The sequence below is a fragment of the Spongiivirga citrea genome (assembly GCF_010671565.1).
GTDB classification, from domain to species: domain Bacteria; phylum Bacteroidota; class Bacteroidia; order Flavobacteriales; family Flavobacteriaceae; genus Spongiivirga; species Spongiivirga citrea.
In genome coordinates this window covers 116,213-138,327 of record NZ_JAABOQ010000006.1, presented here as the reverse complement: position 1 = coordinate 138,327, position 22,115 = coordinate 116,213, and the positions used below count along the sequence as shown (strand labels likewise).

Here is a 22,115-nt window from a genome sequence, read left to right as displayed (position 1 = left end):
CTTTCTATTTTAAAATCTTTTTAAGTACATTTTTTCCGGTAATTGCAGCAGCTGTTATTACTCCAGAAAATAGTGCGCCACCAACTCCAGCCGAAACGATATCTTGACCCGTTAAGTAAAAGTTCTTTATTGGTGTTCGGGGTTTCAAGAACTTTTGCCTGAATCGTTTAGGGCTATGATCTAAGCCATAAATCTCACCTTTTTCATAGTTTACGAAATGTTGTGTAGTAAGAGGAGATGAAAGCTCATAGCAGTCCACTTTTCCTTTTACCTGAGGTAGCTGTTTGTATAGTTCTTCCAATAAACGTTGTGTGATATTTTCTTTTAGTTTTTCGTAGTCTTCACCCCGTTTTTTCCATCTACTACCGCTCCAAGGCTCAAATGTTTCATACGGCACTAAGGTTATGATATCTATGGTGCTTTTTCCTGGATATCTATTCGACCAATCGGGATCTTTCGCAGACGGGAATGAGATATAAACAACAGGAAAAGGTTGATTCATATCATCTAAATATCGATCGACACAACCGTCGTGATCTAGATCACCAGGGTAGATCCATAAGTTTGTTTTTGGTAATTGCAGTTCTTCGGGTGAGCCTTCCAATCCTATGTATAAACAAGAATGCGCAACTGATCGTTCTACTTTTTGTAGTTGTGCTTTCAGATTATGTTTTAAAACAGCATTTTCTGGTAGCAAGCTGTCATAGGTAGTCATGAGACCCGCGCCACTTACGATTGTATTTGCTGAGAATACGTCTCCATTTTTCATTTTCACCCCAGTCGCTTTGTTATTCTCAATAATTACTTCGTCAACTTCTGCACTTACTAAAATAGTGCCTCCAGATTCTGCAATAACTTCTGAAGTAGTTTCTGCAATTTGAGAAGAGCCTCCAACAGGAAAACTACCTCCTCCAAAATAATGGCGTGCAACAGAGGCGTGCATCGTAAAACTACTTTGTTTTGGTGCCATACCATAGTCGCCATACTGACCTGTAAGTACTTTTATTAGTTCCTCATTGTCAGTTAAATCTTTAATAACCTCGTAAGTCGTTTTATCCGAAAATTTGTGAAAAGGACGACGCATAGATCCACCAAAAAGTGAACTAACTATTGGCGGTAATGCTTTGTCTAAATAGAAGTTCTTACTTGTTTTATTGGCCGCAAAAACAAGATCGACATACTTTTCTATGGCCTCTTTTTCCTCTGGAAAATATGCTGTTAATTGTTTTTTAAAGTTAGAAACTCCTTTGACAAGATCGTATGATTTATCACCGATAATAATTCGATCATAAACTTCTCCCATATCGGCCCATTTCAATTTGTTATTTGACACATAATCAAAAAGCCGTTTCATTACACTATTGGGGCGTTGTACTTCTCCTATGTAGTGAATTCCAACATCCCATTCATAACCTTTGCGCTTAAAAATATGTGTAAAACCACCGGCTATATAATGTCGTTCGAGTACTAATACTTTTTGTCCTTGCCTTGCTAGGATAGCGGCTGTTGCAAGGCTACCCATACCTGAACCTATAATAATCGTATTGTATTGTTCCTGTAATTTGGGTTTTTGTTTAAATGATTGGATCATGAAATGCGGCTGTTGTTGCGTGAAATATACGAAATAGAAGTTGGCCTTTTCTAAGGCGTTTGAAGGTTAGTTCAACTTTTCAAAAACCATGAAATTGCCAGCTTCCAACCCCCATTTATCCGAAAGTCCGGCGTTAACCTCTAAAACATATTTGGCAGGACCTTCCGACGGGAGCGAATTTTCATTAAAGGGTTCTGCATTTTTTTGAATGCTAACGATCTTATTGTCTTCATCAAGGTAGATTATATCGATAGAGAACTCGGTGTTTTTCATATAGAAGTACCGTTGTTGTGAGTTCGGAAAAATAAACAGCATGCCTCGATCATCTTGCATCGATTTGCGATACATTAAACCAGTTTGTGTTTCGTATTCGTTATCCGCAATTTCAATATCAAGTTTTACCAGCAGGCTATCTTTCTTAAAAAGGCTGAGTGTACCCTCTTTGGTAAAGGATACTTCTTGTTTGATTACTTTTTTGTCTGATTTTTTGTCACCACAAGTTATCAGTAAAAAACCGGAAACTAATATTATACAAGCCAGGAATTTTTTCATGTTGTAGCGACCTTTTTATTAGCCTTAACAATGAAATAAATTCCGATTAAAACAAAAGGAATACTTAGTAGTTGTCCTGTATTTAATCCTAGTACCCAATCTTCACGTCCGTCAACTTGTTCAATTTTAAAATACTCAACTATAAAACGAACGCCCATTAGCATTACTAAAAAGGTGCCAAATAAAGTTCCAAGTTTTTTGCCAGCTTCCTTTTTCCAATAAAGAAACATTAATGTTGCAAATACGAATACATATCCAAAAGCTTCATACAATTGCCCGGGATGTCTTACAACATTGTCAATTTTAGCAAATATTACCCCCCATTCAGATCCAGAAGGTTTTCCAATCATTTCCGAATTGAAAAAATTACCCAATCTAATCGCTATAGCTCCAAATGCACAAGGAATTACAACGCGGTCTAAAACCCATAATAAAGGTTTTTTGATTACTTTTTTGCTGTAATAGTACATCCCGATGATCATTGCGATTGCCGCTCCGTGACTTGCCAAGCCTCTAAAACCTGAGAATTTATATTTCGAAAATTCAAAAATACCAACACCTGTTGGTTTTGATATAGGTAAGAAAACTTCAAATGGACTTTCCCATAACAATTCCGTCTGGTAGAATAATACATGACCTAAGCGAGCTCCAACCATGATCGACACCATACTATAAATAAACAATGAGTCTAGTTCATCAGCGCTTCGACCTTCTTTATTGAATATTTTTTTGGTAATGTAAAAACCAATGGCAAAAGCCACGACCCACATTAAACTGTAGTACTTTATCTCATAAAATCCGAGGTCGATACCCTCAGACGGATTCCACGTAAAGGAGAGGGGAAATGTCGTCATATTTTTAGTATATGGGCGTAAATATAACCAAAAGCCGCGTGAACGCTGAAATCATTTGACATAAAGTTTTGTGCTATTTTAGTATTGAAAAGTATCAGTTTTTTAAAATAATTACATTTGTTTAATGCTGCTAGATATTGAAAATACAGTTATTGCTTTAGTATGCCTAGTGACGGCTGTTGTTATACAACGCATTTACCTAAAAGAGAAAAAACAGGTTAAGGAAGCTGCTTCTATAAATGGTATAAAATGGTTCGGTCTTGCAATATTTGTGTGGGGTTTAGGTGCTTTTTTTACTGAGGTTTTGTTGAAAATAGGATTTTCAGAAACACATAAAGCTATTATTTATTTGGGTTTATTGGTGTCTTTACTTAATTCGCTTTTTATCATTTTATCCTTACCATCTATTGAGCATAATCAGTCAAGAAGCATGGTTGTTAAAATGATCAACAGGTTTACCGAAAAAGAATTCATTGGCCTATATTCTGGAATACTGGTAATGATTGCCTTTGTCTTTGTAATAACCTCATTAACCAATGACGGGTCTTCTAATAGACTTATTTGGTTAATTGATATACCAATTTCTTTAGTAGTTGCTTTTTCATTATTAATGGAGTTAAATCGAGCATTTAAACACCGTGAAATGCGTTTTATGTATTTGCCATCATTTGCTTTGTTTATATTAATTGTTATTGCCGTATCACATAGAATTATTCCATTAGAAATCATTACGGAATGGGTTTCAGTAGATACATGGAAACTACTAGGGAGTATTGCTTCTATTTCATTTAAGTTTTTATTTATTGTATTGTTTTCAATTTTACTATACAGCTGGAAATTTTTATCAGAAAAAGAACAGCAACAGACTATGGTTAATGATTTGATAATGCAGAATAAAGAGTTATTGTCTGTAAATAATGAGTTGCTGAAGCAAAAAAAAGTAAGCGATAAGAAGTTGTCAACTGTAAGAAAGGAATTAGAAGCGATTCAAAAATCGAAGAATGTTGAATTATCTGATAGACAAAAAGAAGTGCTTGGCAATTTAGTCGTTATGGGAATGAAAAAGTCATATACTGACATTGCGGAAGCCATGAATATTAGTGTTGATGGTTTTCAAACACATATCTATCAAATTAAAAAGATATTAAATGTGAGTGGAGTAGATGGTAAAGAACAGTTAATCAACTTTGCAACCGAAAATAATCTAATTCACTTTGCTACCATAAAATCGGATGGTTAAGCATGTACTTAAGCATAGTCACTTAAAAAAACACCCATGCTTAATCTTTTTATGTTAATAGAATGATGACATCTTGGTCAGGATTTTAAAACGAGTTCTGATGATTCTATTAATACAAGGCGCCAATCCATCCATTGATGAAATTATAAATGAGCGTTTCGCAAAGGCTACGGGCTGGTTTTACGATGCCATTTTTGCCCAAATCCCGATAACAGAAGATGTAGGTATACCATGGGTCCTTATTATATTAATTCTTGGTGCGAGTTACTTTACTACTTATTTCAGATTTATAAACTTCCAACATTTTTTGACCGCAATTAAAGTGGTAAGAGGTGACTATGATAATCTAGAAGATTCCCCAGTAAAAGTTGCGTCAAATATTCATCAATCAGAAGGCGATGCGGTAGATACGATTAGGGTAGAGGGGTACGAAGGTGAAGTAAGTCATTTTCAAGCCCTAACCGCTGCCCTTTCGGCTACCGTTGGTTTAGGAAATATAGCTGGGGTAGCCATTGCGCTATCTATTGGCGGGGCTGGAGCCACTTTTTGGATGATTATTATCGGTTTGATCGGAATGGCTTCAAAATTTGTTGAATGCACACTAGGTGTGAAATACAGAGAGATCGACGAAAGTGGAACTGTTTTCGGGGGTCCAATGTATTATTTGAAAAATGGATTGAATGAAAAGGGTTTTAAAAAACTTGGTAAATTATTAGCGGCTGTATTTGCAGTAATGTGTATTGGTGGTTCTTTCGGTGGAGGAAACATGTTTCAGATAAACCAGGCATTTAAATTATTTGAATATGTAACGGGTGCCGAGTCTAGTTTTATTTATGGAAAAGGTTGGCTATTTGGTTTGATAATGGCAATTTTAGTTGGCGTAGTAATTATTGGTGGGATTAAGAAGATCGCTAAAGTGACAGATAAGATAGTGCCAGTAATGGTTGTTGTATATGTGTTGGCAGTACTTACTATTCTAGTCATTAATTACGATCAAATTCCAACAGCGTTTCAGTCTATTTTAAATGGAGCATTTTCCCCACCGAGTGTTGCTGGAGGTTTTATTGGTGTAATGATTCAAGGGTTTAAGCGTGCGGCATTTAGCAATGAAGCTGGTATTGGTTCATCTTCGATTGCTCATTCGGCAGTAAAAACAAAATATCCTGCTAGTGAAGGTTTAGTGGCATTATTAGAACCTTTTATTGATACTGTAGTGGTTTGTACAATGACGGCTTTGGCATTGATTATTACTGGTCAGATTACTATAGGAAATGAAGTTTCCTGGGAGGAAGGGGCTATTTTAACATCTAAAGCCTTGGAAAGCGGAATCTCATGGTTTCCCTATTTGCTGTCAATAGCAGTTATACTTTTTGCATTTTCCTCAATGATATCTTGGTCTTATTATGGGTATCAGGCATGGTCTTTCTTATTCGGTAGGAAGAAGCGAACCGAGTACGTTTATAAATCAATTTTTTGTCTTTTCGTAATTGTTGGTGCAGCTTCCAGTTTAACAGCAGTAACTGACTTTTCCGATGCAATGATATTTGCCATGCTGGTTCCAAATATGATTGGTTTATTTCTTTTGAGAAAAAAGGTTGGGACCGAACTTAAAAAGTACTTAGACCGGATAAGGTTGCTAAAATGATTTTGTATCTTTAAGTATCAAAAAAAAGAAATTATGAAGACATATAAATCATCATGTAGCTGTGATTGTTTCCATTGTATTAATGGTGACTGTGTCAATTGCAGTGTAGAGAATTGTACGAACGAAACTTGCTGTAAATAGCGTTTTACATGACGCATAAAGCGCTATTTTTTGTTTTTTTAAGCTGTTGTTTTCTGGGCTTCTCTCAAAATATGCCTAAAGGTGAGATATTAGATTCTTTAAAAATAAAAGGAAGTGACGATAGTTTTGCCCTTTATTTGCCCAGTAGCTTTGACGCATCAAAACCGAACCCGGTTGTTTTTATTTTTGAACCAGCCGCACGATCAAAAATAGGAATCCAACCATTTATTCAAGCGTCTGAAGAATATGGTTATATTCTTGTCTGTTCTAACAATGCCAAAAACGGACCATACAATACCAATTTCGAAATAGCAAATAGATTATTTAATCATGTATTTTCTTCTTTTAAAATTAAAGAGAATCAAATTTATTTTGCGGGCTTCTCTGGTGGTGCTCGGCTTGCCACTGCAATTGCTGCGTTAACCAACAAAGCGGCAGGTGTCATTGCATGCGGAGCAGGTTTTTCTCATCTTCCAGAACATATGCCGAGTACTCAAAACTTTGCTTATGTGGGTATGTGTGGTGATCGAGATTTCAACTATTTTGAAATGATTAACGTAAAAAAATTCCTTGAGAGATTAAATTTCACACATGCGATTTTCACCTATAATGGCTATCATGATTGGCCTAGTGAAACAAAAATAAAGCAGGCTTTTGATTGGTTGCAATTACAAACACATCGATCTAAACGCAAAATCGTACCGGAGGATATTTTAAAATCATATTATCAATCAGATTATGATCGAATCGAAGCTTTTAGAAAACAGGGAAATTGGTTACAGACAGCATTGAGTTATGAGCGAATGCTCGCTAGTTATAAAGGTTTATTCGAGCTCGATTCAATTCAAAATCAGTACGACAACTTATTAAAAGAGAAACAGCTTATTCTCGCAAATAAGCAGCTATCAGCTGCATTATCTGAAGAGGTTATTTTGAAAAATAAATTTCGTAATCGATTTGATGCTGACTTAAAATCCCCTAAAGCCAATAGACTAAATTGGTGGAAAAAGCAGTTAGAAAAACTGAAAAAACAATCGGAAAAATCTAATTTAGAACATGAAAAAATGATTTATCGTGTAAAGAATAGTATTGGCGTTATGACTTGGTCTACACAAAACTCGAATCTCTATAATGCCAATCAATCTCAAAAAGAGTATTGTCAAGATTTGGCCAAACTCATGAATACTATTTTTAAAAAATAATGAGTTTAAGATTATGGTATATTTTTTGATGCCTTTTTGTAAACAATCAATAATCACCTCATTTTAATTATGCGATATATTTACGTTTTTCTGTTTTTCTGTCTATTCTCTAACACCGTAAAATCGCAAGAATTTGCAGTTAAAAAGAATCACTTAACGGACTCGATCGCCATTCCTGATTCAGATATTACTTTTGCAATGTATCTCCCAGGATCATTCGATATTAATACCTCAAGTCCTGTATTATTTGTTTTTGATCCTTATGAGAGTGCATCTTTGGCAATTAGAAATTTTAGGTTAGTATCATCTGAATTTGGTATGCCAATTGTAGCGCTAAATCATCCAATGTCTCAATTAAAAGAAGAGAATTTGACACTGTTTGCTGCGTTGTACAAGCAGGTTTTTAGCATTCTACCTGAGACAAATGAAATTTATTATGCAGGTTTCTCTAGTGCCGCTGCACTTGCAACAACGATCGGATCAAGACTAGGTAACTCGGCGGGTCTTATATTGTGTGGGGCAAATTATGGTGTAATTGAGAAAATGAATTACCTGAGAAACAGAGATATGCCCGTAATTGGGTTAGTGGGTGATGAAGATTTTACATACCACAGTATGCAAAGTGTTCACCGTTATTTAACTCGAAAAAAGGTGGCAAATGACCTTATTTTATTTAAAGGTGGGCATTATTGGCCAACTGCTGATTATTTGCAACAAGCTCTTCAGTGGATTTATGTAAAAAGAGCTATTATAGGAAAGTACCCACAGCATGAAATTGTCACACCTAAATTGTATCAAAAACATTATGACTATGCTCAATCACTAATAGATAGTAAGAACCTGTATTTCGGAGAAAAAGCACTGTCAAGGACTGAGAAAAATTATCGCAGTTTATTTAAAACAGATAGCCTTATCAGTAAGTTGGAGAATTTGAGAAGAGATAAGGACTTTAGACGCTTTAAACGAGGAGAAAATGGAGCGGGATTTGGAGAAAATGATATATTAAATAGTTTTAGCACCTTGCTAGAAGAGGATATAAAAAACGCCAGTTTTCAAAACTTCCCTTTTTGGGAAGACGAGTTAGTGCAGTTTAAGTCGTATGAAAAGGGAACAATTTATTTTCAGAAGAAATTAAAGCGAATAAAGGGAATGTTATTTCACACTTGTGCAGAAAGTGTGCCTTTGTATGACGAAGAAGAAGGTATCGATAATCTAATATTTATCTACGAATTTATGGTTTACATAAAACCGGGTTATCATAAAGCGTATTTAGAATTAATACAGCTATATACGAAGGTAGGAGAGGTTGACAATGCTTTATCAAGTATGGAGGTACTGTTTAAAAATGGATATAAAGATGAGGACGCCTTGAAACTTTTACCAGGAGTAAGCACCTTAAAAAGTCAACCCGAGTTCTGGGAAATTTTGGACACCTATCCGTTGCCAGAGGATAAAAAGGACCAGTAATTTTCTCTATTTAATAACTAGATGTGGGACTTCTTCTAATTTCCAATCAATAACGAGCCCGCCTGCGAGCGATCGTGCTATTTCAGCACCGTATAAATATTCACATAGATAAAGTGCAGCCTCAAAACTTTTCGCTCCACCAGCAGAGGTGATATATTTCCCATCATGCACAAACAATACATCTTTTCGTATATCTAGGGTTGGGAATGTTGTTCTCATTTTATCAATATCACTAGGGAAGGTTGTTGAAACCACATTGTTTAGCAATCCCGCTTTCGCCAACACAAAAGCACCATCGCAATGACTGGTAATATAGATAGCGTTTTTATCGGTTTCTTTTACAAAATTAATCATAGCCTCATCTTCTAGATCTGTATCCAAATGATGCTCAGCGCTTGGCACTACCAAAATATCAATCTGTGGCAGTGAATCTTTTAGATAATTAAAATCAGATAGTAAGCGCATTCCTTCAAAAGTAGTGATAGCTGCATCGGTATTGGCCACAGTGAACACATTCATTTGTTTGATGTTTTTTCGATATTGAGTATGTTGAAAAATATCGAAGGGAGCCGTTAATTCTGTATTGTATACCCCGTCCATTATCAAAAATGCTACATTATATCGACCCTCTTTTAATTCTGGAAATTGCTTTTCTACAAAGGTGTTTTCTGCTGTATTATCCGCTGTTTCCTGTTTCTTTGTGCAGCTGAAAAAAATGGATAGTGCAATCAGATATATGACAGATTTTTTCATGCTATTTATATTTTTGATAAAGATACAGTTTCGTTTAGTTGTTGCCGTTTTATTATCCGAATTACAATGAGTACCAAAAATGTAGCTATAGCCCCAACGCCTCCCATAATGAGCCATGTATTTTCGAAACCTAACAAGTCAATAAGTTGCATTCCTGAATTATGTCCGAAAATGTGTGCAACCGAAAAAGACATAGTGAAGAGACCCATATAAGCGCCTTGCCTTCCTTTTTTAGAACGTTCTAAGGCAAAAGCATTGCCCATAGGCAACCCAATCATTTCTCCTACGCTCATGAAAATCATGCCTATTATCAAAATTCCAGCCCAAGGCGTAATTACTAAGACCAGAAAACTAACTGCTGTTAAAACCAATCCAGTAACTACATGTTGTAAATTACTCATTGTAGTTTTTTCAATATAAGCGATCAGTGGCATTTCGATTATTACTATAAGCGCCCCGTTAAAAGCCAATAAAAAGCCAATTGTTCTTTCTGACAGTTCGTATGCTTGTCTGTAATACAATGGCATTGCTGAAAAGTACTGCACGAATATGATTCCGAACAGCGAAAACGCTACAAGAAATAGTAAATAAGGAAAATCCTTTTCAGGAGCTATCGGATTTTCTACTACTTTTTCTTCATCAGAAATACGTGCTTTCTTTGGATTCAAAGTCTGCATCATTAGTAAACCGGCAAGTATGCAGGTTAAGCCATCAATCCAAAAAAGCCCGTAATATCCAATAGTAGCAATTATGAGTCCACCTAATGCTGGCCCTGCCGAAAAGCCAAGGTTGATGGCAAGTCGAATAAGGGTTAATGAACGTGTTTTATTCTCTGGTTTGCTATAAGCGCTTAATGCCACAAAAAATGCTGGCCGCGCGGCATCGGCAACAGCAATTAGCAGGAAAAATGTCACACACATTCCCGCAAAGGTGTCTACGTATTGCGTAAGTACGAATGCTAAGCCGGTCGCAAATAATGAACCTAGTATTACTTTGTAATATCCTATCTTATCACTTAATTTTCCGCCTAACCAAGCACCGAAGAAAGAGCCCAGTCCGAAGCTAGTCATTACCCAACCCACTTGGGGTACTGTAAATGATTTGTCCTCTGTCAGATACAGTGAGAGAAACGGAATTACCATTGCCCCAGTTCTATTAACAAGTGTAATTAAGGCAAGCCACCACACTTCGCGTGATAAACCTTTAAAGGTATTGGTGTATTTGTTGATTAAATTAAACATTGGTTGGTTTTGATTGATATTAGTGCAAAAAAAAGCCCGACTATATCAGCCGGGCTCCTAAAATTATATTGTTAGATAACATTACAACATATACCGGCAGTTAATCGCTGTTTTCACAGAATTTAATTGACAAATATTTAGTGTAATGTGTTTCATTTTCTAATGTTGATTCAAAATTAATTAAATAGTTGAGATGTTGTACATTTAATCTATCAATTATTTAAATATGAAAATAAATTTTCGATATCTGGTGTTTTTCTATGTGGTTATATTGATGAGTATTGCTACAAGCTGCGCGCAAAAAAAAGTTGAAAAGAAAGAGGCTACTGTCTTTAAAATGCCGTCTGCGAATCAGATAATTAATGAAGTTCATGATTTTCAGGACGATCTAAATCTTAATTATGGTGACAAGGAAGAGTCACCTCTGACCGATGAAGATCTAAATGCATTCAAAGGGCTTCAATTTTTTGAGATCGATACTTCATATTATGTGATTGCTAAGTTTGTGGAGACACCAAACACAGCTCCTTTTAAAATGAAAACCACAACAGATAGATTGCCTATTTATCGAAAATTTGGCGAAGCTCATTTTCAACTGCAGGGAAAGGATCAAGTATTGAGTATTTTTCAGAATTTGGGCTTGATGGAAGATCCTGAGTACGAGGATTATTTGTTCGTGCCCTTTACTGATGAAACGAATGGGTCAGAATCCTATGGAGGTGGGCGCTATTTAGATGTGGAAATGCCTGAGGGAGACAGAATGATTATTAACTTTAATAAGGCGTATAATCCGTATTGTGCGTATAATGCCAAATATTCCTGTCCAATTCCGCCATCAGAGAATCACTTAGATATAGAGATTAAGGCTGGAGTGAAAGCTTATGATAAGCATTAAAAAAACCACAAACCCGAAGGCCTGTGGTTTTTTAAAACTCTATAATAAACCAATTTAATTCTAAACTATCTTAGAAAGAATAGATCGCTGCAATCCCAAAAGAAGATAAACTCTTTGCAGGGGCTAAATCATTATCAAGGAAACCTTCTTCTGATAAACTGTCCAAACGAAGCTCTGGCTTGATAATTAAATTTTCAACAGTATAACTTCCTGTTAGTGTAACAGCAAATACAGTAGCATCATCAAAACCAAATACTGGTCCGCCATCTTCTAGTTGTGCAAAATATTCACCTCGCAATCCTAGAGAAAAGTTCTCAGATGTTTTTAGTTGAGGGTATAATGCTGCACCGTAAAATCCGCTACCGTCATTATCTTGATATGCGGCATTCAATCCTAAATAAAAGTCATCAGAAACATCGAAACCACCAGTATAATCAACTTCAAAACCTAGACCCGTACCGTCATCATAGTAAAAGTTTAGATATTGTCCTTTATAACCTAACTGTGCTCCTGCAGAATATGAGCCCGTAAGGTTGTTGTTCACGTCAGTAACATTCATAGCCGCTAACATTAAGCTAAAATCATCAGATAATGCGAAATCGGCTTTTAAACCAACATGAGAAAATGGACCGTATGAGAATAGGTAAGATGTACTGTAGTTAAAGTTGGCAGCTGGGGCGATTACTTCATATCCTAGATAGGTATTAAATCGACCTGCAGATAAGGTAGTTTTCTCACCTACTTTCCAGTACGCATAGAGTTGATTTAAGTTAAACCCGCCAGTTGCTGCATCGCCACGAGGTCCAAAAGTTAAGTCGGCTACGACACCTGTCTTTTCACCGTCGTATGCCGCAATTACATTTGCCATACCTAAAGCAAATCCAGTTTCATTGGCGAATGAGGTCGGAGGGGCTTGTGATAATCCTGCTGCAATTTCTTGATCTGTTGATGAAAGATTAGTGCGGTAGTAAGCATCGATACTACCACTTATTTTAAGTTTCTTTTCGCTAGCCTCTTCTTCTTGAGCGAAGGCATTAAATGTGAAAAGAAGACTTAGGGCAAAAACTGCTTTTTTTACGATATTTGTTTTAGTAATCGCTTTCATAAAATTTGATTTTAGCTATTAATGTTTTTCTCTGACCAGAGAGTAATTTGATAGTGTGTTGAAGGGATTATTATCCGGATGGTGCTGCAACACCATCCGGTTTTTTGTGCCTTCTTGTTAAAAGTTATTAGTGTTGATTCATTCGAAAATCTGGGTAGGAGTCCATGCCATGTTCGTGAATATCCAAACCTTGTACTTCTTCTTCCTTGGTAACACGTAGCCCCATTGTTGCTTTTATTGGTAATAATATAACTAGGGCACTGACTGAGCAGAAGGCTCCATAAATTCCTACACCTGCTAATTGAATTAGGAATTGATCCCATCCTGCCATAGCTCCAAAAATACCCACAGCTAACGTACCCCAAATTCCACAAATTAAGTGTACGGCTATAGCACCTACAGGGTCGTCAAGTTTTAATTTATCAACTAGAGCAACACCTAAGACAATGATCACACCGGCAATCAATCCTATTAAAATTGCATCTGTTGGTGCCATTTGATCGGCCCCAGCAGTGATTCCTACAAGTCCACCTAAAATACCGTTTAGGAACATAGTTAGGTCGTAGTTCTTGTATAAGAATGAGCTAAAGATAAATGCTCCAACACCACCAGCTGCTGCTGCTAAACAAGTTGTTACTAATGTGATTGAGGTTGCTCCTGGATCTGCTGATAAGACAGAGCCGCCATTAAAGCCGAACCATCCTAACCAAAGAATTAATACACCAGCTGCTGCGATTGGAATGTTATGACCCGGAATCGCTTTTGGTTTGCCATCGCTGCCAAATTTACCGATACGAGCACCTAATAAGTAAACCGCTATCAATGCAGCCCATCCTCCTACAGAGTGTACTAATGTAGAACCTGCAAAATCATAGAATCCTAATTTATCTAAGAATCCTCCACCCCATTTCCATGAACCGGCAATTGGATAAACAATACCTACATATAAGACCACAAAGATCATAAAACTAGGTAGTTTAATCCGTTCAGCTACGGCACCAGAAACTATGGTTGCTGCAGTGGCAGCAAACATTCCCTGGAAAAGAAAATCTGTCCAATACGTATAGCCCTCGTTATAGGTTAGATCTAAGCCAGCATCAGTAACTGGAGCACTTAAGCCGAAAAGATCGAAGAAATAATCTGGTATAAATCCGGCAACAAAGCCAGAAGGGTACATTAGATTAAACCCAACCAAACAGTACAAAAGTAAACCTACGCAAATGATAAATACGTTTTTAAACAAAATGTTGATGGTATTTTTTTGTCTGGTAAGGCCAATTTCTAAAAAAGCAAAACCTAGGTGCATAAAAAATACAAGTGCTGTACAGATCATCATCCATACATTATTAATCGTTAAAATATTGCTTGTCGTTTCCATATCGTTTTTAAATGAGTGTCAATTAGTTTAGAGATTCTGATCCGTTCTCCTTAGTTCGTATTCTGTAGGCTTCTTGAATTTCTGAGACAAATACTTTACCATCACCAACATTACCTGTGTAAGCTGATTTTAAAATGGCATCGATTGTACGCTGCTCAAAACTGTCGGACACTACAATGGAAAGGTACCTTCTTTGAATATCGGTGGTGCTATAGCTAACACCGCGATATACATGACCTCTTTTTTCGTTTCCAACCCCTGTTACATCCCAGTAGCTAAAAAAGTTTACCTCTACTTCGTGTAGTGCTTCTTTAACCTCGTCGAAGCGAGATTTGCGAATAATGGCTTCAATTTTTTTCATTGTTCTAAATGGTTAATCATTTTATTCAAGTGCCAAATCTATGTTAAATGAATATATACCCCAAAAAAAATAGGGGTATGAATATAATTTTTATGATTTAATCAAATTTACCCTATAAAAATTAGGGTAATGTTATTTTAAACTAGTAAAAATGGGAATTTGAGCCTGATAAAATGAAGGTTGGTGCTATAATTTTGAGAATAATGAGCTTCCTACCATTGAAATAGCGGTTTAAATAAAATGAGAAAGTAAAATGAGATTAAGGACGTATTATCTAAATCAATTTGGATAACCAGATCCCAAAGAATACTGCTCCAAGCCCTATAATAAAGCTAAGAGCGGTATAAAGAAAAAATTGAAATGGGTCACCACTTTTGAGGAAAACGTGATTCTCGTAAGCAAAGGTTGAAAATGTGGTAAAGCCCCCACAAAATCCAGTGGCTAACAATGCGATTTGCGATTGGCTTAACGAATTGCTTTTTGCGGCATAGCCTAGGATTAATCCAATTAGCAGGCTACCAATAATATTTGCGGCAAAAGTGCCATATGGAATACCATCATTAGTACTGTTGAGGTATTTTCCTAATATGAAACGAGCAACACTTCCAACACCACCACCTAGAAATACCAATAAAACCTGTTTCATGTGATATATGACGAAGTACCTATTTAATAGGTATGTATAAATTGGTGACCCATTTCGCAGGATTTTTTACAACGCCTGGATCGTTCATGTAAATTTCAAAAGGCTCACTATTCCAAGTGGGCTGTAATTCATTTTGAGCCATGTGGGCATATGCTTTTTCCCAAGCTTCACCAAGATTAGTGTAGTTTCCGGTAAGCACAGTTTTTATCATTTTGCCCTTAGGTAGTTTTCCGCATAGTACGGTATTATTCCAAGGTACAATGACGCGTTCAGCCACAGGAATACCAGTAGACATAATTGTGGTGCCTTGTTCGCTATTCATTTCTTTATAAACTGTAAGTGGCATACCTGATTGTGGGATGTTATTGTCACTCATGTATTTTGAGATCATACCGAACATTTCTGCCATTTTTTGTGAGACAGCTTCTTGCTGAACTTCCGCAGTTACGTACATATAATAGCCACCATCAAATTCAACTACCCCTTCTACATTCACATTGTATTGAGAGACCTCATTTAAGGCAATCTTACTTAAATTTTCAAGACCTTCTTGGTACATTGGGCTAACCGCCTGTTCCAATGTCTCATCCTGAAACAAGAAATATACCTTTTCTAGAAGTGATTGCTCACCATTCATCCCCCAACTTACTTTGGTCCCGCCTTGGTCTTGTTCCTCAAAAGTCCAATAGACATTACTTTGTGAATCACCTATTGGACTATTAAAAGTGATTTCTTGAGCAATCTCTTGATTCGGAATGACTTTAATAGTAGTCATAGATCCGTTTCCTTCAGTTTCCGACTCCCATGAATACGATCCGCCTGCGCCAACAGTATTTTCGGCATAAGAAAGCTGCATATTAGGATCCTTTTTCATCCACGGACCCCATGTTTCCCATTTTTTAAAATCACTAACGTGCTCAAAAATCACCTCGGCCGGTGCATTAATAACCTTACTTTCTGCTATTTGAAAACTTCCGTCTTTGGTTGCGGCATATACGAAAAGTCCGATAAGACCTATTATTATTAAAAAGAAGAGGTATTTGATAATTTTCATAAAAGCTGGTAGTATTGGTGGTTGTTTACGCTAAGATAGCGATTTTTATGGTAGTTAATCCGATTTTACCTAGTGTGAAATAAATCACTTCACATAGAACTTGATAAGTAATAAGATGCCAACAAATATCAAAAAGCCAATAATGATTGGGCCGACTCCACCTTTGAAAAAGCTTTTATGCATTTTGATGTCTTTTCTATAACTAAAAATAATGACGGCAGTAAAAACGATAACAAAAAGACCAGCAAAAATTAGTTGACCTGTACTTAGCATATGTTTATTTTTAGGCAAAATTACATCATTAATATGAAGCGAAAATTAGAAGCCGTAAAAGAATTTCATGAAGCCTTTGGTTTAGGTGTAAAGCATGAGCCTATTGCCGACCTAGGTGCCAATAAATTAAAATTGAGATTTAATCTAATGGCTGAAGAAAATGAAGAATACCTAGAAGCTGCAGAAGAAAATGATCTTGTGGAGGTTGCCGATGCTTTAGGCGATATGCTTTACATTTTATGCGGTACTATTTTAGAGCACGGCATGCAGTATAAAATTGAAGAGGTTTTTGAAGAAATTCAGCGAAGCAATATGAGCAAGCTAGGCGCAGACGGAAAACCGATTTATCGCGAAGATGGAAAAGTGATGAAAGGGCCTAATTATTTTAAGCCAGATATTAAGGGGATTCTTGAAGCTTAAAAAGTTTTAAGAATATTTATTACTATATAGTAAAAGCCTCAGAATTGTAAATTCTAAGGCTTCATATGTATTTCAGTTTTTTCGATACGGACTATTTTACCAAATACCTCCACTCAAATGGGTCGGCATCTAAATTATATTGAATATCGGTAAGTTGCTTTTTAAACAAACTAGCATAAGAATTTGGAACATCTTCTAACTCAAAACGCTCATCTCTAAATCCGAAACCTTTTATAGGGTTAATTACTGCCGCAGTACCAGCACCAAACATTTCTTTAAGTGATCCGTTTTTAGCAGCTTCTACAAGCTCAGTTACTTTTACTGGGCGCTCCTCAATGGTAATATTGTTATGCCTGGCTAGCTCGATTAAACTTTTTCTAGTAATTCCATCCAAAATTGTGTCGCTCGTGGGTCCAGTTACCAAAGTATCATTTATACGGAAAAATAGGTTCATAGTCCCTGCTTCTTCGACATATTCATGATTCTTAGCATCTGTCCAGATTATTTGTTGAAATCCTTCTTTAGCTGCCAACTGCGTTGGATAGAACTGTCCACCATAATTTCCGGCGGCTTTTGCATAACCAACACCACCTGAAGCGGCTCTAGAAAAATGCTCTTCAATTTTAACTCTAACCTCGCCACCATAATACGATTGTGCTGGCGAGCATATAATAAAGAACATATATTCCTGGGCTGCTGATGCTCTTACACCAGCCTCTGTAGCAATTACAAACGGTCTTATATAAAGGCTATTTCCAGCTCCAGACTTGATCCAATCTGTATCAAGCTTTAGCAAGGCTTCTAAGCCTTCAAAAAAGTATTCTTTAGGAAATTCAGGAATAGCCATTCGCTTTGCCGACTTATTAATCCGGTCTAAGTTGTCTTCAGGCCTAAACATCAGGATTTGACCCTCAGCATCTTTATAAGCCTTCATACCTTCAAAAACAGCTTGGCCGTAATGAAATACACTTGCAGACGGATCTAAGCTTATCGACTGATAAGGCTTTATTGTCGGTGTTTGCCAGCTTCCGTTTTTATATTCACAGACAAACATATGATCAGTAAAAACTTTCCCAAAATCAAGGTTATCGAAGTCAACTTGGTCTATTCGCGACTGTTTTACAGTCTCTACATGTAAGGCTGATATTGCTGTGCTTTTCATGGTCTAATGAATTAGATCACAAAGTTACCAATTAAATCAATCTAGTTGATTTCAAAAATGCTGAAAAAACTGTTATTTTGTAAAATATGAAACACAAAGCAGTAGAATCATGAAAAATATGAAAGTAATACAGTTATTCGGACTAATATTAATGACTTGTGGCATTGTTTCATGCCAAAGACAATTCGAAAATTTTGGTGCTGAAGTGAAGGGAGATCGGAGCACTATGACCACTGCGATGCTAAAAAAATACGAATCTCTAAAAGAAAATGATACCATTCAAGCCACTTTCGAAGCTCCTATTAATAGCGTTTGCGCCAAAAAAGGTTGTTGGATGCGTTTGGATATGGGCAATGGGCAAGAAACGATGGTGCGATTTAAAGATTACGGTTTTTTTATGCCGCTAGATGCAAAAGGTAATGTGATTGTGCAAGGCAAGGCATTTGTGAGCAAAACAAGTGTTGAAGATTTAAAGCACTACGCAAAAGATGCAGGAAAGTCTGAAGAAGAAATTGCAGCTATTACCAAACCAGAAGTTACATATTCTTTTATAGCCGACGGAGTTTTACTCGAAAAATAGAGTGAAACGTAAAATCATAAAAACTGCAGATGGTTCGCACACCATCCATCTTGAAGATTGGAATGAACAATATCATTCTAAACATGGTGCAATACAAGAGGCATATCATGTATTTATAAAAAGTGGACTAGCACATTGTGACAAAACTGATGTTAGCATTCTAGAAGTCGGTTTTGGCACTGGTCTAAACGCTATTATTACATTGTTGGAGTCTCAAAAATCAAGTCTAAATATAAGCTACGTTGGGGTTGAAAAATACCCTGTTGCATGGGAAGAAGCACGGTTGTTGAACTATATTGAGCAGCTTAATGAAGCCTATTTGGGTTCTCAATTCGAAAAAATGCATGCTTGCACGTGGGAAGAAGAGACTATTATCACTCCTAATTTTAAACTTTTAAAACGGCAAAAGGACTTCATTGACATCGACAATGAAAATCAGTTTGATCTGGTATATTTCGATGCATTCGGGGCCCGTGTACAACCTGAATTGTGGACCGAAGAAATATTTGAAATCATGTATAAAGGCATGAAAAAATCTGGCATTTTGGTTACTTATGCTGCAAAGGGCAGTGTACGGCGAGCAATGCAAGCCGTAGGCTTTGAGGTTGAAAGATTGCCTGGACCTCCCGGAAAACGAGAAATGCTTAGGGCTACTAAACTATAATCTAAACGACAATTCTATATATGAAAAAAATTACTTTTCTTCTTTTTGCAATGTTCAGCATTAGCTGTTCTTCTCAATCTAAATATGAAAAAGATTTTCTGGAGTTTTGGGAATTAATAGATGAGAGTTATGCATATTTTCATGATAAGCAGACCAATTGGGATGAGGTAAAAGTATTATATGCTCCTGAATTTAAAAAAGTAGAGTCGGGTTACGAGTTTGTGTATCTTTTTGAAAAAATGATTTATGAGTTATATGATTCTCATATTACCATTAATACAAATATCGATAGCTCATTTCAGCAGGTTCCAGATAAAAGTGACGCCTGGCTGGAATACAGAGATGGTGGGTATTATATAGTCGATATTCGAGAAGGATTTACTGCAGATAAAGCTGGACTAGAAATCGGAATGAAAATTGAATCGATTAATAATATTGATTTTGATAAAGCTGTACAAAAGGAATTGCCTATTTCTTTTGATGATCATAATAACGAAGTGCATGTTTTTATCGCCAATCTCGTATTTTCAGGAGATCGGGTTAACCCTAGAAAAGTAGAGGTTGTTTATAAAGGACAGAAGCAACAATTTACACTAGAAAACCCTAAACGAATTACGACTGACGTCTTCAACAATCAAATGCTTACAACAAAAAAGCTCAATAATAATATTGGATACATTAGGGTGAATAATTGCCTGAGTAATTACGATCTGGTCAATCATTTTGATAAGACTGTTGATGAATTGTACGATACTAATGGATTAATCATAGACCTCAGAGAAACTGCTGGAGGCGGTAATACAGTCGTTGCAAGAGCAATTTTAGGGAAATTTCTCAATAAGGAAGTTCCCTACCAAAAACATGAACAACCGTACGAGGAAAAACAATATGGCGTTAAAAGAAGTTGGATTGAATACGCATTTCCTTTCCGAAAATTTTATAACAAACCTGTTGTTGTTTTAGTTGGACACTGGACAGGTAGTGTAGGAGAAGCCTTAGGGGTCGCTTTTTCAACTTTTGATAATGTTACTGTTGTAGGAACTAAGATGGCAGGTTTACAAGGTGGTGTAAATTGCCAAACACTTACAGGAACTAATATTAGTGTTTGCTACCCTTTTGAAAAGATCTTTCAGGTCAATGGAGAAAGTAGAAAATCGTTTATTCCTGAAGTCCATACAAAAAGCTTTAAAGAAACCTATGATATCGGTTTAAAAACACTTGAAAAAGCTATTAAATAAGCAGTAGCAAGTTAAACCCAACTTAAAGCTTGCTTATTTAAGATTATGATAACCTAACTTTGCAAAAATTGGCAGAATGCGTGTTTTAATTACAGGAGCGACAGGATTGGTGGGTAAGGCATTAGTTAAAAAATGCCTAGAGCAAGGTATTGCTGTAAATTACCTTACCACTAGAGTTTCTAAGATAGAAGGGACCGCATTTTATAAAGGTTTTTTGTGGAACCCCGCAAGCAATGAGATCGACATCAATTGTTTTGAAGGTTGCGACGCGATCATCAATCTAGCTGGCGCGTCGGTTTCAAAAAGATGGACACCCGCTTATAAACAAGAAATTTTAGAAAGCCGATTAGATATACTGGAAACTTTAAAAAGGGGGCTTGAAAAAGTTGAAGATCACACCATAAAGCAACTCATATCGGCTTCCGCAATTGGATTTTACCCGGACTCTGAAACCGCTTATTATAAAGAAGATCATGATACTGCAGGAACTTCATTCTTGGCACAAGTAACTGAAAAATGGGAAGCTGCAATTGACTCCCTATTACCTTTGGGTGTACAGATAACCAAAGTCCGAATCGGTATAGTATTGGCTGAAGAAGGTGGTGCATTGCAAAAAATGGTACCACCTATTAAGTATTTAGTTGGTGCTCCTTTCGGTTCTGGCAACCAATGGCAATCATGGATACATATTGATGATTTGACTGATATGTTGTTGTTTTTAATTCACAAGGAAATAACGGGTATTTTTAACGCTGTTGCACCTAATCCGGTTACTAATATGAAAATGGTAAAGGCAATCGGTAAGCAACTAGGAGTTCCTGTTTTCCTTCCGAATATCCCCCGTTTTGTAATGCGCTTGGTTTTGGGCGAAATGCACACCCTAGTTTTTATGAGTCAGCGAGTAAGTAGTAAAAAAATAGAGTCTTTAGGCTTTCATTTTGAGTATGTCAACTTAGAAAAAGCCTTGTCAAATCTATTGTAAGCGCAAATACGACACCTTCCTTTAAATTTTCCGTGACATTTTGACATTTTTATAGAAATGGCAGTACTTTTGCGCACCTATAAAAAAGTGTTTATATATCCTATGGCAACAAAGAATAAAAAGGAAGAGAAAGATATACAAGTAGAAGAGCAAGTTCAAGAAACTGTTGAGGAAACAACTGAGACTAATGAGCCAATTGAGACGTTGAGCAAAGAAGAGCAGTTAGAAGAGGACTTAGCTAAAGAAAAAGATAAATTTTTAAGGTTATTTGCTGAATTTGAAAACTTTAAAAAGCGAACGTCAAAAGAGCGTATTGAGCTTTTTAAAACGGCAGGTCAGGATATTATGGTAGCTATGCTGCCTGTTTTAGATGATTTTGACCGGGCGTTAAATGAAATTTCAAAATCAGGTGAAGGTGAATTGGTAAAAGGCGTTGAGCTTATTAGCAATAAATTTAGGGAAACCTTAAAAGCAAAAGGTTTAACCGAGATGGAGGTAAAGGCAGGAGATGCATTTGATGCAGATCATCATGAAGCGATTACCCAAATTCCTGCGCCAAGTGACGACCTAAAAGGAAAGATTGTAGATGTTATTGAAAAAGGATATCAGTTAGGTGATAAAATTATTCGTTTCCCAAAGGTAGTTACGGGGCAGTAAGTCATATTTTACTC

General features: G+C 36.5%; 23 protein-coding genes. 11 read left to right on the top strand and 12 right to left on the bottom strand.

All coding sequences use genetic code 11. From position 1 onward, the window contains the following. Nucleotides 1–4: 4 nt before the first annotated feature. From GWK10_RS15295 to lgt, 3 genes are all read right to left on the bottom strand, one after another. Nucleotides 5–1,591 (bottom strand): phytoene desaturase family protein, encoded by a 1,587-nt coding sequence (locus GWK10_RS15295; protein WP_164033265.1) that lies wholly within the window; start codon nucleotides 1,589–1,591, stop codon nucleotides 5–7. Nucleotides 1,592–1,657: 66 nt separating this feature from the next. Next, nucleotides 1,658–2,143, bottom strand: a complete 486-nt coding sequence (locus GWK10_RS15290) for a DUF192 domain-containing protein (RefSeq protein ID WP_164033264.1) — start codon at nucleotides 2,141–2,143, stop codon at nucleotides 1,658–1,660. Then, on the bottom strand, nucleotides 2,140–2,997 hold the full coding sequence (lgt, locus tag GWK10_RS15285) for a prolipoprotein diacylglyceryl transferase (RefSeq protein WP_164033263.1): 858 nt from the start codon (nucleotides 2,995–2,997) through the stop codon (nucleotides 2,140–2,142). Before lgt ends, GWK10_RS15290 begins: the two co-directional genes overlap by 4 nt. Nucleotides 2,998–3,121: 124 nt before the next feature. Between lgt and GWK10_RS15280 the strand changes: the two genes are divergently transcribed. The 4 genes from GWK10_RS15280 (at nucleotide 3,122) to GWK10_RS15265 (ending at nucleotide 8,692) form a co-directional block, all read left to right on the top strand. Beyond that, entirely contained in the window at nucleotides 3,122–4,237 is a 1,116-nt protein-coding gene (locus GWK10_RS15280) for a helix-turn-helix transcriptional regulator (RefSeq protein WP_164033262.1), read from the top strand. 100 nt (nucleotides 4,238–4,337) lie between these two features. Next, nucleotides 4,338–5,882 carry an alanine/glycine:cation symporter family protein gene (locus GWK10_RS15275; protein ID WP_164033261.1) on the top strand — a complete coding sequence of 515 codons (1,545 nt, stop codon included), beginning with the start codon at nucleotides 4,338–4,340 and terminating at the stop codon, nucleotides 5,880–5,882. Between the two features lie 149 nt (nucleotides 5,883–6,031). Continuing rightward, entirely contained in the window at nucleotides 6,032–7,225 is a 1,194-nt protein-coding gene (locus GWK10_RS15270) for a hypothetical protein (protein WP_164033260.1), read from the top strand. A 69-nt stretch (nucleotides 7,226–7,294) separates the two neighbouring features. Beyond that, on the top strand, nucleotides 7,295–8,692 hold the full coding sequence (locus GWK10_RS15265; RefSeq protein ID WP_164033259.1) for a hypothetical protein: 1,398 nt from the start codon (nucleotides 7,295–7,297) through the stop codon (nucleotides 8,690–8,692). Between the two features lie 6 nt (nucleotides 8,693–8,698). Here the strand turns inward: GWK10_RS15265 and GWK10_RS15260 are convergent, their stop codons facing one another. Both GWK10_RS15260 and GWK10_RS15255 read right to left on the bottom strand, forming a co-directional pair. Further along, a complete protein-coding gene (locus GWK10_RS15260; protein WP_164033258.1) occupies nucleotides 8,699–9,445 on the bottom strand; it encodes a DJ-1/PfpI family protein in 747 nt (248 codons plus the stop codon). Between the two features lie 5 nt (nucleotides 9,446–9,450). Further along, a complete protein-coding gene (locus tag GWK10_RS15255) occupies nucleotides 9,451–10,686 on the bottom strand; it encodes an MFS transporter (protein WP_164033257.1) in 1,236 nt (411 codons plus the stop codon). Nucleotides 10,687–10,912: 226 nt separating this feature from the next. Between GWK10_RS15255 and GWK10_RS15250 the strand changes: the two genes are divergently transcribed. Next, complete coding sequence (locus tag GWK10_RS15250; protein WP_239540775.1) at nucleotides 10,913–11,581, top strand: DUF1684 domain-containing protein; 669 nt, start codon at nucleotides 10,913–10,915, stop codon at nucleotides 11,579–11,581. 70 nt (nucleotides 11,582–11,651) lie between these two features. Here the strand turns inward: GWK10_RS15250 and GWK10_RS15245 are convergent, their stop codons facing one another. From GWK10_RS15245 to GWK10_RS15220, 6 genes are all read right to left on the bottom strand, one after another. Then, complete coding sequence (locus tag GWK10_RS15245) at nucleotides 11,652–12,686, bottom strand: outer membrane beta-barrel protein (RefSeq protein WP_164033256.1); 1,035 nt, start codon at nucleotides 12,684–12,686, stop codon at nucleotides 11,652–11,654. Nucleotides 12,687–12,813: 127 nt separating this feature from the next. Continuing rightward, nucleotides 12,814–14,064: an ammonium transporter gene (locus GWK10_RS15240; RefSeq protein ID WP_164033255.1), complete on the bottom strand. Its 1,251-nt coding sequence runs from the start codon at nucleotides 14,062–14,064 to the stop codon at nucleotides 12,814–12,816. 22 nt (nucleotides 14,065–14,086) lie between these two features. Beyond that, complete coding sequence (locus GWK10_RS15235; RefSeq protein ID WP_164033254.1) at nucleotides 14,087–14,425, bottom strand: P-II family nitrogen regulator; 339 nt, start codon at nucleotides 14,423–14,425, stop codon at nucleotides 14,087–14,089. 274 nt (nucleotides 14,426–14,699) lie between these two features. Beyond that, nucleotides 14,700–15,071 (bottom strand): fluoride efflux transporter CrcB, encoded by a 372-nt coding sequence (gene crcB / locus GWK10_RS15230; protein ID WP_164033253.1) that lies wholly within the window; start codon nucleotides 15,069–15,071, stop codon nucleotides 14,700–14,702. A gap of 19 nt (nucleotides 15,072–15,090) precedes the next feature. After that, nucleotides 15,091–16,125 carry an SRPBCC family protein gene (locus tag GWK10_RS15225; RefSeq protein WP_164033252.1) on the bottom strand — a complete coding sequence of 345 codons (1,035 nt, stop codon included), beginning with the start codon at nucleotides 16,123–16,125 and terminating at the stop codon, nucleotides 15,091–15,093. Between the two features lie 84 nt (nucleotides 16,126–16,209). Beyond that, nucleotides 16,210–16,398: a hypothetical protein gene (locus tag GWK10_RS15220; protein WP_164033251.1), complete on the bottom strand. Its 189-nt coding sequence runs from the start codon at nucleotides 16,396–16,398 to the stop codon at nucleotides 16,210–16,212. Nucleotides 16,399–16,431: 33 nt separating this feature from the next. Between GWK10_RS15220 and GWK10_RS15215 the strand changes: the two genes are divergently transcribed. Next, complete coding sequence (locus GWK10_RS15215; protein ID WP_164033250.1) at nucleotides 16,432–16,818, top strand: pyrophosphohydrolase domain-containing protein; 387 nt, start codon at nucleotides 16,432–16,434, stop codon at nucleotides 16,816–16,818. Nucleotides 16,819–16,909: 91 nt separating this feature from the next. Here GWK10_RS15215 and GWK10_RS15210 read toward each other — a convergent pair whose 3' ends face one another. Beyond that, complete coding sequence (locus GWK10_RS15210) at nucleotides 16,910–17,980, bottom strand: branched-chain amino acid aminotransferase (RefSeq protein WP_164033249.1); 1,071 nt, start codon at nucleotides 17,978–17,980, stop codon at nucleotides 16,910–16,912. Between the two features lie 109 nt (nucleotides 17,981–18,089). Here GWK10_RS15210 and GWK10_RS15205 point away from each other — a divergent pair, with 109 nt between their 5' ends. The 5 genes from GWK10_RS15205 (at nucleotide 18,090) to GWK10_RS15185 (ending at nucleotide 22,101) form a co-directional block, all read left to right on the top strand. Further along, nucleotides 18,090–18,560: a DUF4920 domain-containing protein gene (locus GWK10_RS15205; RefSeq protein WP_317164697.1), complete on the top strand. Its 471-nt coding sequence runs from the start codon at nucleotides 18,090–18,092 to the stop codon at nucleotides 18,558–18,560. A 1-nt stretch (nucleotide 18,561) separates the two neighbouring features. After that, a complete protein-coding gene (gene mnmD, locus GWK10_RS15200) occupies nucleotides 18,562–19,224 on the top strand; it encodes a tRNA (5-methylaminomethyl-2-thiouridine)(34)-methyltransferase MnmD (RefSeq protein WP_164033248.1) in 663 nt (220 codons plus the stop codon). Nucleotides 19,225–19,244: 20 nt separating this feature from the next. Beyond that, nucleotides 19,245–20,462: a S41 family peptidase gene (locus GWK10_RS15195; RefSeq protein ID WP_164033247.1), complete on the top strand. Its 1,218-nt coding sequence runs from the start codon at nucleotides 19,245–19,247 to the stop codon at nucleotides 20,460–20,462. A 76-nt stretch (nucleotides 20,463–20,538) separates the two neighbouring features. Next, the gene (locus GWK10_RS15190; protein WP_164033246.1) at nucleotides 20,539–21,444 is read left to right on the top strand and encodes a TIGR01777 family oxidoreductase; all 906 of its coding nucleotides are present in this window, start codon (nucleotides 20,539–20,541) and stop codon (nucleotides 21,442–21,444) included. 57 nt (nucleotides 21,445–21,501) lie between these two features. Next, nucleotides 21,502–22,101, top strand: a complete 600-nt coding sequence (locus tag GWK10_RS15185) for a nucleotide exchange factor GrpE (RefSeq protein ID WP_394351673.1) — start codon at nucleotides 21,502–21,504, stop codon at nucleotides 22,099–22,101. Nucleotides 22,102–22,115 lie beyond the last annotated feature (14 nt).